The organism is Enterobacter sp. JS8-1, from assembly GCF_049187015.1.
In the GTDB taxonomy this organism is placed as follows: Bacteria; Pseudomonadota; Gammaproteobacteria; order Enterobacterales; family Enterobacteriaceae; genus Enterobacter; species Enterobacter mori.
In genome coordinates, this window is sequence record NZ_CP185805.1 from 1,538,628 (window position 1) to 1,552,866 (window position 14,239).

Genomic DNA, 14,239 nt, shown 5'->3' on the forward strand with positions numbered 1-14,239 from the left:
AAAACGTGCCGCACAGTGAAGAGCTGGACAACCGCCAGGTATTGGCTGTCCATCAGCTGAATATTGCGTTTCAGGAGGAGCGGCAGTTCATCCCCGCAGTACAGAATTTATCGTTTTCGCTGCAACGCGGCGAAACGCTGGCCATTGTCGGTGAGTCTGGTTCCGGTAAATCGGTTACCGCACTGGCATTGTTGCGCCTGCTGGAGCAAACGGGCGGGCAGATCGGCAGCGAGAAAATGCTCCTGCGCCGCCGTAACCGTCAGGTCATTGATTTAAATGAACTGAGTGGTTCGCAGATGCAGGGCGTGCGTGGGGCGGATATCGCCATGATTTTCCAGGAGCCGATGACCTCGCTGAACCCGGTTTTTCCGGTGGGCGAGCAGATTGCCGAGTCCATCCGCCTGCATCAGGGGTTAAGCGGCGATGAAGCGCTCCTCGAAGCGAAGCGGATGCTGGAGAGGGTGCGCATTCCTGAAGCGCAGGCCATTCTGGGGCGCTATCCGCATCAGCTTTCCGGGGGGATGCGCCAGCGCGTCATGATTGCGATGGCGCTCTCGTGCCGTCCGGCGGTGCTGATCGCCGACGAGCCGACAACGGCGCTGGATGTGACGATTCAGGCGCAGATCCTGCAGCTGATCAAAGTGCTGCAGCAGGAGATGGAGATGGGGGTGATTTTTATCACCCACGACATGGGCGTGGTGGCGGATATCGCCGACCGCGTACTGGTGATGCACCAGGGGCACGCCGTGGAGACGGGCACGGTTGAGCAAATTTTTCATGCGCCTGTTCATCCTTACACCAAAGCGCTGCTGGCGGCGGTGCCGCGTCTTGGGGCGATGAACGGCAGCGATTTACCGCGCCGTTTTCCGTTGATGGCTCAGGGCGAGGCGGGCATGCAGACGGCCGAAATCGAGCAAGATACGGTGGTGCCGGGCAGGCCCATTCTGGAAGTCCGCGATCTGGTCACGCGTTTTCCGCTGCGCAGCGGGGTGTTCAATCGCGTGAAGCGCGAAGTCCATGCGGTGGAAAACGTCAGTTTTGATCTCTGGCCGGGCGAAACGCTGGCGCTGGTGGGGGAGTCGGGCTGCGGAAAATCCACGACCGGACGCGCGCTGCTCAGGCTGGTGGAGACCCAGGCCGGGACCATTACCTTTAACGGCGAACGTATCGACACCCTGCCAGACAGCAAGCTGCAGGCCGTGCGCCGGGATATTCAGTTTATTTTCCAGGATCCGTATGCTTCTCTCGATCCGCGTCATACGGTGGGGTATTCGATCATGGAGCCGCTGCGGGTGCATAACCTGCTCGACGGGGACGCGGCGCAGCGTCGCGTGGCCTGGCTGCTGGAGCGCGTCGGGCTGAAGCCTGAACATGCCTGGCGTTATCCCCACGAGTTTTCCGGCGGACAGCGACAGCGCATTTGCATTGCGCGGGCGCTGGCGCTGAATCCAAAAGTGGTGATTGCGGATGAGTCCGTTTCGGCACTGGATGTCTCTATCCGCGCGCAAATCATCAATTTATTGCTCGATTTACAGCGGGATATGGGCATTGCCTTCCTGTTTATCTCGCATGATATGGCGGTGGTGGAGCGTATCAGCCACCGTGTTGCGGTGATGTACATGGGGCAAATTGTTGAGATTGGCCCGCGGCGGGCGGTATTTGAAAACCCGCAGCATCCTTACACCCGCAAGCTGATGGCCGCTGTGCCGGTTGCCGATCCTGCGCATCACCACGCCCAGCGCGTGCTGCTGCAGGATGAAATGCCGAGCAATATTCGTAAACGGGGCGAAACCCTGGAGCGCGTTATGCTTCGGGAAGTCGGTCCCGGTCATTTTGTCGCACCACCGCGTCAGGACAATGCATTCTCGCGGTTATAACGTACACCAGGCAGGAGAACACAATGGTTAAATTTGTTGCTCGTACATGGCTGTTAGCCGCGAGCGTGACGGCGGCGCTGGCCGTCGCCCCCGCGTTCGCTGCCAAAGACGTGGTCGTGGCGGTCGGCTCTAATTTTACGACGCTCGATCCGTATGATGCTAACGACACGCTGTCGCAGGCGGTGGCGAAATCGTTCTACCAGGGGCTGTTTGGCCTGGATAAAGAGATGAAGCTCAAAAACGTGCTGGCGGAGAGCTATACCGTTTCGGACGACGGGCTGGTGTATACCATCAAGCTGCGTTCCGGCGTGAAGTTCCAGGACGGCACGGATTTCAATGCTGAAGCGGTGAAGGTTAACCTCGACCGCGCCAGCAATCCGGAAAATAGCCTGAAGCGCTACAACCTGTATAAAAATATCGCCAGTACCGAGGCGGTCGACCCGGCAACCGTGAAGATCACCCTCAAAGAGCCGTTCTCCGCGTTTATCAATATCCTTGCGCATCCGGCAACGGCAATGATTTCGCCAGCGGCGCTGAAGAAATACGGCAAAGAGATCGGCTTCCACCCGGTAGGCACCGGCCCGTACGAGCTGCTTACCTGGAATCAAACCGATTTTGTGAAGGTGAAGAAATTCGCCGGATACTGGCAGCAGGGCTTGCCGAAGCTCGACACCATTACCTGGCGCCCGGTGGTGGATAACAACACCCGCGCGGCGATGCTGCAAACCGGTGAAGCGCAGTTTGCCTTCCCGATCCCCTACGAGCAGGCAGCGCTGCTGGCGAAAAACAGCAAGCTGGAGCTGGTTGCCAGCCCGTCAATCATGCAGCGCTACATCAGCATGAACGTCACGCAAAAACCGTTCGATAACCCGAAGGTGCGTGAAGCCATCAACTACGCCATTAACCGCCAGGCGCTGGTGAAAGTGGCCTTTGCGGGCTATGCCACTCCGGCGACCGGCGTGGTGCCGCCGGCTATCGCCTATGCGCAAAGCTACCAGCCGTGGCCTTACGATCCGGCCAAAGCGCGCGAGCTGCTGAAAGAAGCGGGATTCCCGAACGGCTTCAGCACCACGCTGTGGTCGTCGCATAACCACAGTACCGCCCAGAAGGTGCTGCAGTTTACCCAGCAGCAGCTGGCGCAGGTCGGCATCAAGGCGCAGGTGACCGCGATGGATGCCGGACAGCGTGCGGCAGAAGTGGAGGGCAAAGGGCAGAAAGAGAGCGGCGTGAGGATGTTCTACACCGGCTGGACCGCCTCCACCGGTGAAGCCGACTGGGCGCTGTCACCGCTGTTTGCCTCACAGAACTGGCCGCCAACGCTGTTTAATACCGCGTTCTACAGCAACCCGCAGGTGGATAAAGCCCTGTCTGACGCGCTGAAAACCACCAAATCGGAAGAGAAAGCGCGCCTCTACAAAGACGCGCAAGATATTATCTGGAAAGAGTCGCCGTGGGTGCCGCTGGTGGTGGAAAAACTGGTCTCCGCCCATAACAAAGCGCTGACCGGGTTCTATATCATGCCGGATACGGGCTTTAGCTTTGACGACGCGGATTTAAAATAACACTCATGCTGAATTATGTTTGTAAACGCCTGCTGGGGCTTATCCCGACGCTGTTGATTGTGGCGGTGCTGGTGTTTCTGTTTGTCCATATGCTGCCGGGGGATCCGGCGCGGCTGATTGCCGGGCCCGAGGCGGATGCGACCGTTATTGAACTGGTGCGCAAGCAGTTGGGTCTCGACAGGCCGTTGTATATGCAGTTCCTGCACTATATAGGCAACGTGCTGCAGGGCGATTTTGGCACCTCGATGGTGTCGCGTCGCCCGGTGTCGGAAGAGATTGCCAGCCGCTTTATGCCGACCTTTTGGTTAACCCTTGCCAGCATGGGCTGGGCGGTGGTGTTTGGTCTCGGTGCGGGAATTGTCGCCGCCGTCTGGCGCAACCGCTGGCCGGATAAACTGGGTATGGCGCTGGCGGTGACCGGCATCTCCTTCCCGGCATTCGCCCTCGGGATGCTGCTGATGCAGATCTTCTCCGTGGAGCTGGGCTGGCTGCCGACCGTGGGCGCGGATACCTGGAAGCACTACATTCTCCCATCGATGACCCTTGGCGCAGCCGTGGCGGCTGTGATGGCGCGTTTTACCCGCGCCTCGTTTGTCGACGTGCTGAGCGAAGACTACATCCGCACCGCGCGGGCGAAAGGGGTCAGCGAGAAGTGGGTCATCCTCAAGCACGGTTTCCGTAACGCGATGATCCCGGTAGTAACGATGATGGGGCTGCAGTTTGGCTTCCTGCTGGGCGGCTCTATTGTGGTGGAGAAGGTCTTCAACTGGCCGGGGCTGGGGCGTCTGCTGGTCGATTCAGTCGACATGCGTGATTATCCGGTGATTCAGGCGGAAGTCCTGCTGTTCTCGCTGGAGTTTATTCTTATCAACTTAGTGGTGGACGTGCTTTACGCCGCCATTAACCCGGCCATCAGGTACAAGTAAGATGCGATTGTTGAACTGGCGTCGTCAGGCCGTATTAAATGCTATGCCGGGGCTAAAGCCGGAGCACATCCGCACTCCGTGGTCTGAATTCTGGCGGCGTTTTCGCCGTCAGCCTGTCGCGATGACGGCGGGGCTGTTTGTTTTGCTGCTGATTGTGGTGGCGATCGTTGCGCCGTGGGTCGCGCCGTTTGATGCGGAAAACTATTTTGACTATGACCGTCTGAACGACGGGCCGTCGATGATGCACTGGTTCGGCGTGGATTCGCTCGGGCGGGATATCTTCAGCCGCGTGCTGGTGGGGGCGCAAATCTCGCTGGCCGCCGGGGTCTTTGCGGTGCTGATCGGCGCGGCGATAGGCACGGTTTTGGGTCTCGTCGCCGGGTATTACGAAGGCTGGTGGGACCGCATCATCATGCGCATCTGCGACGTGCTGTTTGCCTTCCCCGGCATTCTGCTGGCGATTGCCGTGGTGGCGATCATGGGCAGCGGCATGGCGAACGTCATCATTGCGGTCGCGGTCTTTTCGATACCGGCCTTCGCCCGCCTGGTGCGCGGCAACACGCTGGTGCTGAAACAGCAGACCTTTATCGAATCCGCCCGCAGTATGGGGGCCAGCGACGCCACGATCCTGTTCAGCCATATTCTGCCGGGTACGGTGTCGTCCATCGTGGTCTATTTCACCATGCGCATCGGCGTGTCGATTATCTCGGCGGCCAGCCTGTCGTTTCTGGGGTTAGGGGCGCAGCCTCCCACGCCGGAGTGGGGCGCGATGCTGAACGAGGCGAGAGCAGATATGGTGATTGCACCGCACGTGGCGATCTTCCCGAGTCTGGCGATTTTCCTGACCGTGCTGGCGTTTAACCTGCTGGGGGACGGACTGCGCGACGCGCTGGATCCACGGATTAAGGGGTAGGACAGTGGAATGTGCCGGGTGGCGGCTACGCCTTACCCGGCCTACAAAAGGGAAGCGGGGTGTTTAAACCCGGCTACCCCACAGGTCATACTCGTCCGCGTTTTCAACCTTCACGCAAATAATATCACCCGGCTTAACGCTGGTTTCGCCGTTCAGGTACACCGCGCCGTCGATCTCAGGGGCATCTGCCATGCTGCGGCCAATCGCGCCTTCTTCGTCCACTTCGTCAACGATGACCATGATCTCGCGGCCCACTTTTTCCTGCAGACGCTCAGCAGAGATCTGCTGCTGCAGCTGCATGAAGCGGTTCCAGCGCTCTTCTTTCACCTCTTCCGGTACCTGGTCCGCCAGCTCGTTGGCGGTTGCGCCCTCTACCGGGCTGTACTTGAAGCACCCAACGCGGTCCAGACGGGCTTCTTTCAGGAAGTCGAGCAGCATCTGGAAATCTTCTTCGGTTTCACCCGGGAAGCCGACGATGAAGGTGGAGCGCAGGGTCAGATCCGGACAGATTTCACGCCACTGCTTGATGCGCGCCAGCTGGCGGTCAACGGAGCCAGGACGCTTCATCAGCTTCAGAATACGCGGGCTGGCGTGCTGCAGCGGGATATCCAGGTACGGCAGAATTTTGCCTTCCGCCATCAGCGGGATCACATCGTCAACGTGCGGGTACGGGTAGACGTAGTGCAGACGCGTCCAGATACCGAGCTTCGCAAGCTGCTCGCACAGGCCGACCATGCTGGTTTTCACCGGCTCGCCGTTGTGGAAACCGGAGCGGTGTTTCACGTCTACGCCGTAGGCCGAGGTGTCCTGGGAGATGACCAGCAGCTCCTTCACGCCCGCGTCGGCCAGACGTTTAGCTTCCGCCAGCACTTCACCGATTGGACGGCTCACCAGATCGCCACGCATGGACGGGATGATGCAGAAGGTGCAGCGATGGTTGCAGCCTTCGGAAATTTTCAGGTACGCGTAGTGGCGCGGCGTCAGCTTCACGCCTTGTTCCGGCACCAGGCTCAGGAACGGGTTGTGCTTTGGTTTTGGCACGTAGTGATGAACATGTTCCAGCACCTGCTCGTAGCTGTGCGGGCCGGTGATCTCCAGCACCTTCGGATGCACTTCACGGATCTGATCCACTTTCGCGCCCAGGCAGCCGGTGACAATCACTTTGCCGTTTTCGGTCAGGGCTTCACCGATGGCTTCCAGAGACTCCTGAACCGCACTGTCGATAAAGCCGCAGGTGTTGACGATCACCATGTCGGCATTGTCGTAGCTTGGCACCACGTCATAGCCTTCGGTACGAAGTTCGGTCAGGATGCGTTCGGAATCCACCAGGTTTTTCGGGCAGCCGAGGGAGACGAAGCCGATTTTCGGCTGGTGCGTAACATTGCTCATAGGTTAAAAATTCATCAATTATGGAGTTATCAGGGCGGGATTTTACAGCGTATCGCGGGGGATTTATACATTCTTTGCATGGCGGATGCGGTGAGTAAAGGTTGTAACATTGTAAAGAATGTTAATCAGTTAAGAATTATTGATCTCAGGCATTAAATTGTACAAAAAATGAACTTATTCTGAATGTGCAACATGACTGACAGAGGAGGAAATAGCATGTCCGTTGACAGACTGAAACGCGATCTGCTTAACAAGCTGATCAACGCCCGAATCGACCTGGCCGCGTATCTGCAGCTCAGGAAGGCAAAAGGCTATATGTCAGTCAGCGAAAGCGAACATCTGCGTGATAATCTGTTTGAACTTTGCAATTTCATGCGTGAAAAAGCACCGACCCTGAAAGCGGAATACGACGAAAGCGAGCTGATGGCGCTGCGCCGCGCCGCTGAGGTGCTCTCCATTGCAGGGGTATGTTTGATGAACGGACGCCACGACTGCCCTAATTTTATCGCTGTTAACGCGGAGAAGCTTGAAAACTGCCTGACAACGCTCTCTCTTTGCATCATGTGTCTGAACGAGCACGCGAAGCTTGCCCAGCACTGAGCCCGGGGGAGGCGACTCCCCCTTCTGATTAAGCTTTTGTAAAAGTGGTAACGCGACCGAACGTTGTGGCTAATCTTTATGCCATATGCCGATAAAGGAGCGCGTTATGCATCGATCCTCGCTGATTTTACTGCCTGCGTTATTTTTCCCTTTTTCTCTCCTCGCTGCCCCTGACGCGGTAAAGGTCGAGGTGTTGCAGAACCGACTCGATCACCCCTGGTCACTGGCCTTTTTGCCGGATAATAAAGGCGTGCTCATCACGCTCAGAGGCGGCCAGCTGAAACACTGGCAGACCGGGAAAGGGTTGTCTGACCCGATTGTCGGCGTGCCCAAGGTGTGGGCAAACGGCCAGGGCGGTTTGCTGGACGTGGTGCTAGCACCTGATTTTGAACAATCGCGACGCATCTGGCTGAGCTATGCCGAAGTGGGCAATGACGGGAAAGCGGGCACGGCGGTGGGCTACGGTCGGCTGAGCGACGATCTGTCGCGCATTGAAGCCTTCCAGGTGGTGTTCCGCCAGATGCCGAAACTCTCCACCGGGAACCATTTTGGCGGTCGGCTGGTGTTCGACGGTAAAGGCTATCTGTTTATTGCCCTTGGCGAGAATAACCAGCGCCCAACGGCGCAGGATCTGGACAAACTTCAGGGCAAAGTGGTGCGCCTGACGGAGGACGGGAAGGTGCCGCCGGATAACCCGTTTGTGAATACCTCCGGCGCGCGGCCTGAAATCTGGTCCTACGGCATTCGTAACCCGCAGGGGATGGCAATGAACCCGTGGAGCGACACGCTATGGCTTAACGAGCACGGCCCGCGCGGCGGGGATGAAATCAACATCCCGGAAAAAGGGAAGAATTACGGCTGGCCGCTGGCGACCCACGGCATCAACTACAGCGGCCTGAAAATTCCGGAAGCCAAAGGCGAGCACGCGGAGGGAACGGAAAAACCGTTGTTTGTCTGGAAGGTTTCCCCTGCGGTGAGCGGCATGGCGTTTTACAACAGCGACGTCTTCCCGCAGTGGAAAAACAAACTGTTTATCGGCGCGCTGAAGGAGAAAGACGTCATCGTGCTGAGCGTCGACGGCAATAAGGTGACGGAAGACGGGCGTATTCTGGGTGATAAAGATAGGCGTATTCGCGATGTGCGGGTTGGGCCGGACGGCTATTTATATGTCCTGACCGACGAGACGGACGGGCAGCTGTTGAAAGTCAGCCCGTCCGGTACGTAATCAGGTAACCGGGATCATCACCGCGTTACGGTACGCCGGGCGCTCGCTAAGCTGCTGAAGCCAGCGGTCGAGGTGAGGGCGCGGCGTCCATTTCAGACCCATGTTGGTCAGATTCCAGACGAATGGTGCAACCGCAATATCGCCCACGCCGAACGCGTCGCCTGAGAACCATTTGTGCTTCGTCAGCTCGTCGTCCATCATCGCAAACAGGGTCTCACAGGTGTCCTGGGCTGCATGAATGGCGGGATAGTCACGTTCGGCTTCCGGCGTGCGGATAAGCCCCATCAGGATCACGCGGTGAGTGGGAGAGAGCGTCTGGTTTGCCCAGTCCATCCATTTTTCACCCTGAGCACGCTGGGCCGGGCTCTCCACCCACAGACGGCCCTGACCGTACTGCGCGGCAAGGTAACGGACAATGGTGTTGGACTCCCACAGCGTGGCATCGGTCTCATCGTCGCGCAGCAGCGGCACCAGCCCGTTCGGGTTCATCGCCAGGTAGTCAGCCTCTTTGTTCACGCCGAACGACATGCCGGCCATGATTTGATTAAACGGTAAATCCAGTTCCTCCAGCGTCCAGAGCACTTTCTTCACGTTGGTTGAGTTGTTCCTGCCCCACAGCGTAATCATATTTACTCCCGATGAGATGTGAATCCGAGTCAGCTTTTCGCCATGGTGAGATAAACCTAACAATTACGCAACAGAAGACAAAAAAATCGCCTGAATCAAAGCGTAAATGAATGTTATTGCATAAACTTTAATAACTTTACCCTGGTTGGGTTTCTTTAACCGTTTTAGTGCGCTATTACTCATCGCTTCTTGCGACACGGTGATGTGACGTAATTTTTTGAATGGACACTCGGGTGGCATTTATGACGCGAAAACTGACTTCTCTGCGCAGCCTGGCGGCAGGCTCTGCGCTCCTCTTCCTTTTTGCCCCAACGCTCTACGCGGCGGAACAGGCGGCGCCCGAAGCGCCACCGGTGGATGCCCGCGCCTGGATCTTAATGGACTACGCCAGCGGTAAAGTGCTGGCGGAAGGGAATGCCGACGAGAAACTCGACCCGGCAAGCCTGACCAAAATCATGACCAGCTACGTGGTGGGTCAGGCGCTGAAAGCAGGCAAAATTAAGCTTGATGATATGGTCACCGTCGGGAAAGACGCCTGGGCGACCGGTAACCCGGCGCTGCGGGGCTCGTCGGTGATGTTCCTGAAGCCCGGGGATCAGGTCTCCGTTTCCGATCTGAATAAAGGTGTGATCATTCAGTCGGGAAATGATGCGTGTATCGCGCTGGCCGATTACGTCGCGGGCAGCCAGGATTCGTTCATTGGTTTGATGAATGGCTATGCGCAAAAACTGGGCCTGACCAACACCACCTTTAAAACGGTCCACGGTCTCGATGCGCCGGGGCAGTTCAGTACCGCGCGTGACATGGCGCTGCTGGGGAAAGCGCTGATCCACGACGTACCGGACGAATACGCGATCCACAAAGAGAAAGAGTTTACCTTCAATAAGATCCGTCAGCAGAACCGCAACCGTCTGTTGTGGAGCAGCAACGTCAACGTAGACGGGATGAAGACCGGCACCACGGCGGGTGCGGGTTACAATCTGGTCGCGTCCGCAACCCAGGGCGATATGCGCCTGATTTCGGTGGTGCTGGGCACCAAAACCGATCGAATTCGCTTTAATGAATCAGAAAAACTGCTGACGTGGGGCTTCCGCTTCTTTGAAACCGTGACGCCGATTAAGCCGGATGCCACGTTCGTCAGCCAGCGCGTCTGGTTTGGCGATAAGAGCGAGGTGAATCTGGGCGCGGGTGAGGCCGGTTCAGTGACCATTCCGCGCGGTCAGCTGAAAAACCTGAAAGCCAGCTTCACCCTGACCGACCCGCAGCTTACGGCTCCGCTGAAAAAAGGCCAGGTCGTCGGGACGATTGATTTCCAGCTTAACGGCAAGTCGATTGAACAGCGTCCGCTGATTGTGATGGAAGCAGTAGAAGAGGGCGGATTCTTCAGCCGGATGTGGGATTTCGTACTGATGAAATTCCACGGGTGGTTTGGCAGCTGGTTTAGATAAACCTTATGGGTTTTCTCCCTCTCCCTGTGGGAGAGGGCCGGGGTGAGGGCATCAGGCCGCACCCCTCTCAATACATCAACTTCACCTGCTGCGCCTTCGCATGGGCCACAATCTCGTCGTCCGGGCGGCAATCGCTCACAATAGCGTCAAACTGCGCCAGCTCGCCCATTCTTGCCGGACGCACCTTGCCAAACTTGCTGTGGTCCACCACCAGCACATGATACTGCGCGGCATTTAACGCCCAGTGCTTCACGGGTAACTCTTCCAGGTTAAAGCAAGTCGCGCCCTGACGCACGTTCACGCCCGCCGCAGAATAAAACGCGATATCCGGGCATAAGTTACTCAACGTGTCCTGCAGGTTCAGCGGCTTAAAGATGGCATTACTGGCGTGGAACTCACCGCCGCATAGGATCACCCGACATTCGGGTTTCTCCTGCAGCGCCAGAAAGGTGTTCAATGAGTAACAGACGGCGGTAAACGGGAGGCTGCTGTCAATGGCTTCGATGATCCACGGCGTGGTGGTCCCGCAGTCAAAAAACAGGGTTTGATGCGGCTGCACCAGGGAGGCCGCGAGCCGTGCCGCCTTGCGCTTCTCTTCCACCAGACGCGTTTTTTGATCGCTGATCAGATAGTGGCTGGCGCTACGCGGCTCGAGGACGATGTATCCGCCTAGCAGCACAACGGGGGCGCTGTCGCTGTTAAGATCCCGACGAATGGTCATCTCAGAGACGCCGAGCAGCGTGGCAGCTTCCTTGAGGTGCAGTTTATCACTACGCTTCAGCGCCTGGAGCAGCTGAGCAATGCGGTCATCGCGTCGTGTTTCCATAGATCCTCAGGATGAAAAAGTGAACCCCCGCAGGGCGGGGGCTCAAGTGTAACCTGTCGGAACGGGATTAGTCACGTATCCAGCCTTTGCGGATCGGGAGGGCAAACAGCACGCGATACAGCTGAGACAGCCCGCGGTAAAGCGCCGGGCCAAAGAGGCTCCACAGGATCGCCGCGCTCACGCAGCCGATCAGCCCCACCAGGAACCCACCCACCATATCCAGCGGCCAGTGAACGCCAAGATAAACGCGGGACCAGGCGATGGCCAGCGCGATACCCATCAGCACTGCGCCAGACCACAGGCGATGCCAGAACAGGAACGCCAGAGCGAAGGTGAAAATCACGGTGCCATGATCGCTTGGGAAGGAGTCATCAGGCGCATGGTGCAGGAAATTATACCCAACGTGATCGACGAACGGACGGTCGTGGGGGAAGGCATGTCCCAGCAGATAGCTGGTCACTACGCTGACACCGATGGCCATCGCCACTTTGATCACCAGCTGGCGCTGTGCAGTGACCTCTTTACGCGGACCCCACAGCCAGAGAACAACGGCAAGTACAGGCACAATCGAGATCAAATCTCTGGCAACAAAGGTGGCGAAATCAATCATCCATTCCGGCGAGGCTGGCGTGGCGTTGATGAAATAAAACAGTCCGTAGTTCAGATTCTCTAACATAATGTCGTCACTCTTTCGCAAACCAGGCGGAAACAAGGCCATAGACCACCACCTGGGAAAACCAGACCCACCACCCAGCCCACAGGTTGTGAGAGAAAAAATGCGCCCCGCGCATGACCTGACCGTAGCCCATGGCCAGACCCAATACCGCACCCAGCACGACGAAACTCCAGGCCAGACGTGGACGTTCGCGCCAGAAGGCAAAAAACAGCCCCATCACCATAAAGCCGCTTGATGAGTGGCCGCCCGGGAAGCAACGGCCCGGTCCGCTGTCTGCCGGTACCGCGCTAAACAGGGGGTAAGAAACCGCCTTTCCGCCATACTCCACCAGATCCCACGGACAGCTATGGTGACTAATGCTTTTCAGCACGCCGACAACCAGTGCACCCAGCCCCATCAGAAGCGCAGCCGTGAGGAGTCGGGCATTGCGCTTGACGACACCGTAAATCAGCGCAACCGCAGCCAGGGCGATAGAGACATACTTCGCCAGCCGATGGTTGAGCAGGTCCAGCATCGGGTTTTGCTGCAACGGAAAATGGCGCGTCGCTGCGTCATACCAGAAACCGGAGATCCATCTGTCGAGCGTTTCGTCGCGTGAAAGCCAGGTAAACAGGACGGCGAGGACAATCAGCACGAAAAGCTGATAACCATAAAAGCGCAGGGGCAAACGGTAAAGGTCTTTTGTCTTATTTGTCGGCAAGTTAGACAATTCTGAAGGGCTGAAGGTGTAGGCCATAATTAGGGTCAGTGACGTGAAAATAGGGCTATCATAAAACTGTCAACTTAAGGAAACCTTAAACGACGACGATAAGTGCTTTATTTCTGTTTACTATCGATAATTTGCTATCTCGGGCTGCGGCAATTCATTACACTCATCGCGATTTTTTCATCATAAAGAGATTGCATGTTAAACCGTTCTTCTTCCGGTAATCGTCTGGGACGTCAGGCGTTACTTTTCCCTCTGTGTCTGGTGCTCTACGAATTCTCTACCTATATCGGCAACGATATGATCCAGCCCGGTATGCTGGCCGTGGTAGAACAGTACAACGCGGGTATCGAGTGGGTGCCGACCTCCATGACCGCCTATCTGGCGGGCGGCATGTTTTTACAGTGGCTGTTAGGGCCGCTGTCGGACCGTATTGGTCGTCGTCCGGTGATGCTGACCGGCGTGGTGTGGTTTATCGTCACCTGTCTTGCCACGCTGCTGGCGCAAAACATTGAACAATTTACCCTGCTGCGTTTCCTGCAGGGGGTGAGCCTGTGCTTCATCGGTGCCGTGGGGTATGCCGCTATTCAGGAGTCGTTTGAAGAGGCGGTGTGTATCAAAATCACCGCGCTGATGGCGAACGTGGCGCTGATTGCGCCGCTGCTGGGACCGCTGGTGGGCGCAGCCTGGGTGCACGTTGCGCCGTGGGAGGGGATGTTCATACTCTTCGCCGCCCTTGCTGCCATCTCCTTCTTTGGTCTGCACCGCGCGATGCCGGAAACGGCTACGCGTCTGGGTGAAAAACTCTCCCTGAAAGAGCTGGGACGCGACTACAAAGAGGTGTTGAAAAATGGCCGCTTTGTCGCGGGTGCGCTGGCGACGGGCTTTGTCAGCCTGCCGTTGCTGGCGTGGATTGCGCAGTCGCCCGTCATTATCATCAGCGGTGAGAAGCTCAGCAGTTACGAGTACGGTTTGCTGCAGGTGCCGATCTTTGGCGCGCTGATCGCCGGTAACCTCGTGCTGGCACGTCTGACGTCGCGCCGCACCGTTCGCTCGCTGATTATTATGGGCGGCTGGCCGATTGCGGCAGGGTTGGTCATGGCTGCGGTCGCTACGGTGGCCTCTTCCCACGCCTACCTGTGGATGACCGCGGGGCTGAGCGTCTATGCCTTTGGTATTGGCGTGGCGAATGCGGGACTGGTGCGCCTGACGCTGTTTGCCAGCGAAATGAGTAAAGGCACGGTGTCCGCCGCGATGGGCATGCTGCAGATGTTGATTTTTACCGTCGGAATTGAGGTGAGCAAGCACGCTTACGCGTTTGGCGGCAACGGGCTGTTCAGCCTGTTCAACCTTGCCAACGGCGTGCTGTGGGTGGGATTAATGGTGGTGTTCCTGAAAGACAAACGCATCGGCAGCGCCCTGCAACCTTGATCTGTTTATGCCCTCTCCCCTTTGGGGAGAGGG

General features: G+C 57.5%; 13 protein-coding genes. 8 read left to right on the forward strand and 5 right to left on the reverse strand.

Annotated features, from left to right (window positions below; genetic code table 11):
• Positions 1–5: 5 nt before the first annotated feature.
• From gsiA to gsiD, 4 genes are read left to right on the forward strand one after another with little or no spacing between them, the layout of a single operon-like run.
• On the forward strand, positions 6–1,877 hold the full coding sequence (gene gsiA, locus ACOQH0_RS07235) for a glutathione ABC transporter ATP-binding protein GsiA (RefSeq protein WP_421511871.1): 1,872 nt from the start codon (positions 6–8) through the stop codon (positions 1,875–1,877).
• 23 nt (positions 1,878–1,900) lie between these two features.
• Positions 1,901–3,439 (forward strand): glutathione ABC transporter substrate-binding protein GsiB, encoded by a 1,539-nt coding sequence (gsiB, locus tag ACOQH0_RS07240; protein WP_421511872.1) that lies wholly within the window; start codon positions 1,901–1,903, stop codon positions 3,437–3,439.
• Positions 3,440–3,444: 5 nt separating this feature from the next.
• A complete protein-coding gene (gene gsiC, locus ACOQH0_RS07245) occupies positions 3,445–4,365 on the forward strand; it encodes a glutathione ABC transporter permease GsiC (protein ID WP_089598983.1) in 921 nt (306 codons plus the stop codon).
• A gap of 1 nt (position 4,366) precedes the next feature.
• Positions 4,367–5,278, forward strand: coding sequence for a glutathione ABC transporter permease GsiD (gsiD, locus tag ACOQH0_RS07250; RefSeq protein ID WP_010429000.1), 912 nt, complete (start codon positions 4,367–4,369; stop codon positions 5,276–5,278).
• Between the two features lie 63 nt (positions 5,279–5,341).
• Here gsiD and rimO read toward each other — a convergent pair whose 3' ends face one another.
• Positions 5,342–6,667 (reverse strand): 30S ribosomal protein S12 methylthiotransferase RimO, encoded by a 1,326-nt coding sequence (gene rimO, locus ACOQH0_RS07255; RefSeq protein ID WP_421511873.1) that lies wholly within the window; start codon positions 6,665–6,667, stop codon positions 5,342–5,344.
• 216 nt (positions 6,668–6,883) lie between these two features.
• On the opposite strand from rimO, the gene bssR reads away from it, so the two are divergent.
• The gene (gene bssR / locus ACOQH0_RS07260) at positions 6,884–7,267 is read left to right on the forward strand and encodes a biofilm formation regulator BssR (RefSeq protein WP_108415945.1); all 384 of its coding nucleotides are present in this window, start codon (positions 6,884–6,886) and stop codon (positions 7,265–7,267) included.
• Between the two features lie 106 nt (positions 7,268–7,373).
• Positions 7,374–8,492, forward strand: coding sequence for a PQQ-dependent sugar dehydrogenase (locus ACOQH0_RS07265; RefSeq protein WP_421511874.1), 1,119 nt, complete (start codon positions 7,374–7,376; stop codon positions 8,490–8,492).
• On the opposite strand, the gene ACOQH0_RS07270 is transcribed toward ACOQH0_RS07265, so the two are convergent.
• The gene (locus ACOQH0_RS07270; RefSeq protein ID WP_421511875.1) at positions 8,493–9,119 is read right to left on the reverse strand and encodes a glutathione S-transferase family protein; all 627 of its coding nucleotides are present in this window, start codon (positions 9,117–9,119) and stop codon (positions 8,493–8,495) included.
• A 242-nt stretch (positions 9,120–9,361) separates the two neighbouring features.
• Between ACOQH0_RS07270 and dacC the strand changes: the two genes are divergently transcribed.
• Complete coding sequence (gene dacC / locus ACOQH0_RS07275; protein WP_421511876.1) at positions 9,362–10,567, forward strand: serine-type D-Ala-D-Ala carboxypeptidase; 1,206 nt, start codon at positions 9,362–9,364, stop codon at positions 10,565–10,567.
• A gap of 67 nt (positions 10,568–10,634) precedes the next feature.
• On the opposite strand, the gene deoR is transcribed toward dacC, so the two are convergent.
• From deoR to ACOQH0_RS07290, 3 genes are all read right to left on the reverse strand, one after another.
• On the reverse strand, positions 10,635–11,393 hold the full coding sequence (deoR, locus tag ACOQH0_RS07280; protein WP_010429018.1) for a DNA-binding transcriptional repressor DeoR: 759 nt from the start codon (positions 11,391–11,393) through the stop codon (positions 10,635–10,637).
• A 67-nt stretch (positions 11,394–11,460) separates the two neighbouring features.
• Positions 11,461–12,069 carry an undecaprenyl-diphosphate phosphatase gene (ybjG, locus tag ACOQH0_RS07285; RefSeq protein WP_010429020.1) on the reverse strand — a complete coding sequence of 203 codons (609 nt, stop codon included), beginning with the start codon at positions 12,067–12,069 and terminating at the stop codon, positions 11,461–11,463.
• 7 nt (positions 12,070–12,076) lie between these two features.
• On the reverse strand, positions 12,077–12,805 hold the full coding sequence (locus ACOQH0_RS07290) for a phosphatase PAP2 family protein (protein ID WP_421511877.1): 729 nt from the start codon (positions 12,803–12,805) through the stop codon (positions 12,077–12,079).
• Positions 12,806–12,973: 168 nt separating this feature from the next.
• On the opposite strand from ACOQH0_RS07290, the gene ACOQH0_RS07295 reads away from it, so the two are divergent.
• Complete coding sequence (locus ACOQH0_RS07295) at positions 12,974–14,206, forward strand: MFS transporter (protein ID WP_010429024.1); 1,233 nt, start codon at positions 12,974–12,976, stop codon at positions 14,204–14,206.
• Positions 14,207–14,239: the final 33 nt, after the last annotated feature.

What these genes read in the sequence shown, in the direction of transcription:
- gsiD (WP_010429000.1), top strand. Translation starts at nt 4,367, where the DNA reads ATGCGATTGTTGAACTGGCGTCGTCAGGCCGTATTAAATGCTATGCCG.
- ybjG (WP_010429020.1), bottom strand. Translation starts at nt 12,069, where the DNA reads ATGTTAGAGAATCTGAACTACGGACTGTTTTATTTCATCAACGCCACG.
- ACOQH0_RS07295 (WP_010429024.1), top strand. Translation starts at nt 12,974, where the DNA reads ATGTTAAACCGTTCTTCTTCCGGTAATCGTCTGGGACGTCAGGCGTTA.
- ACOQH0_RS07265 (WP_421511874.1), top strand. Translation starts at nt 7,374, where the DNA reads ATGCATCGATCCTCGCTGATTTTACTGCCTGCGTTATTTTTCCCTTTT.
- bssR (WP_108415945.1), top strand. Translation starts at nt 6,884, where the DNA reads ATGTCCGTTGACAGACTGAAACGCGATCTGCTTAACAAGCTGATCAAC.
- deoR (WP_010429018.1), bottom strand. Translation starts at nt 11,393, where the DNA reads ATGGAAACACGACGCGATGACCGCATTGCTCAGCTGCTCCAGGCGCTG.
- ACOQH0_RS07270 (WP_421511875.1), bottom strand. Translation starts at nt 9,119, where the DNA reads ATGATTACGCTGTGGGGCAGGAACAACTCAACCAACGTGAAGAAAGTG.
- gsiB (WP_421511872.1), top strand. Translation starts at nt 1,901, where the DNA reads ATGGTTAAATTTGTTGCTCGTACATGGCTGTTAGCCGCGAGCGTGACG.
- ACOQH0_RS07290 (WP_421511877.1), bottom strand. Translation starts at nt 12,805, where the DNA reads ATGGCCTACACCTTCAGCCCTTCAGAATTGTCTAACTTGCCGACAAAT.
- rimO (WP_421511873.1), bottom strand. Translation starts at nt 6,667, where the DNA reads ATGAGCAATGTTACGCACCAGCCGAAAATCGGCTTCGTCTCCCTCGGC.
- gsiC (WP_089598983.1), top strand. Translation starts at nt 3,445, where the DNA reads ATGCTGAATTATGTTTGTAAACGCCTGCTGGGGCTTATCCCGACGCTG.
- dacC (WP_421511876.1), top strand. Translation starts at nt 9,362, where the DNA reads ATGACGCGAAAACTGACTTCTCTGCGCAGCCTGGCGGCAGGCTCTGCG.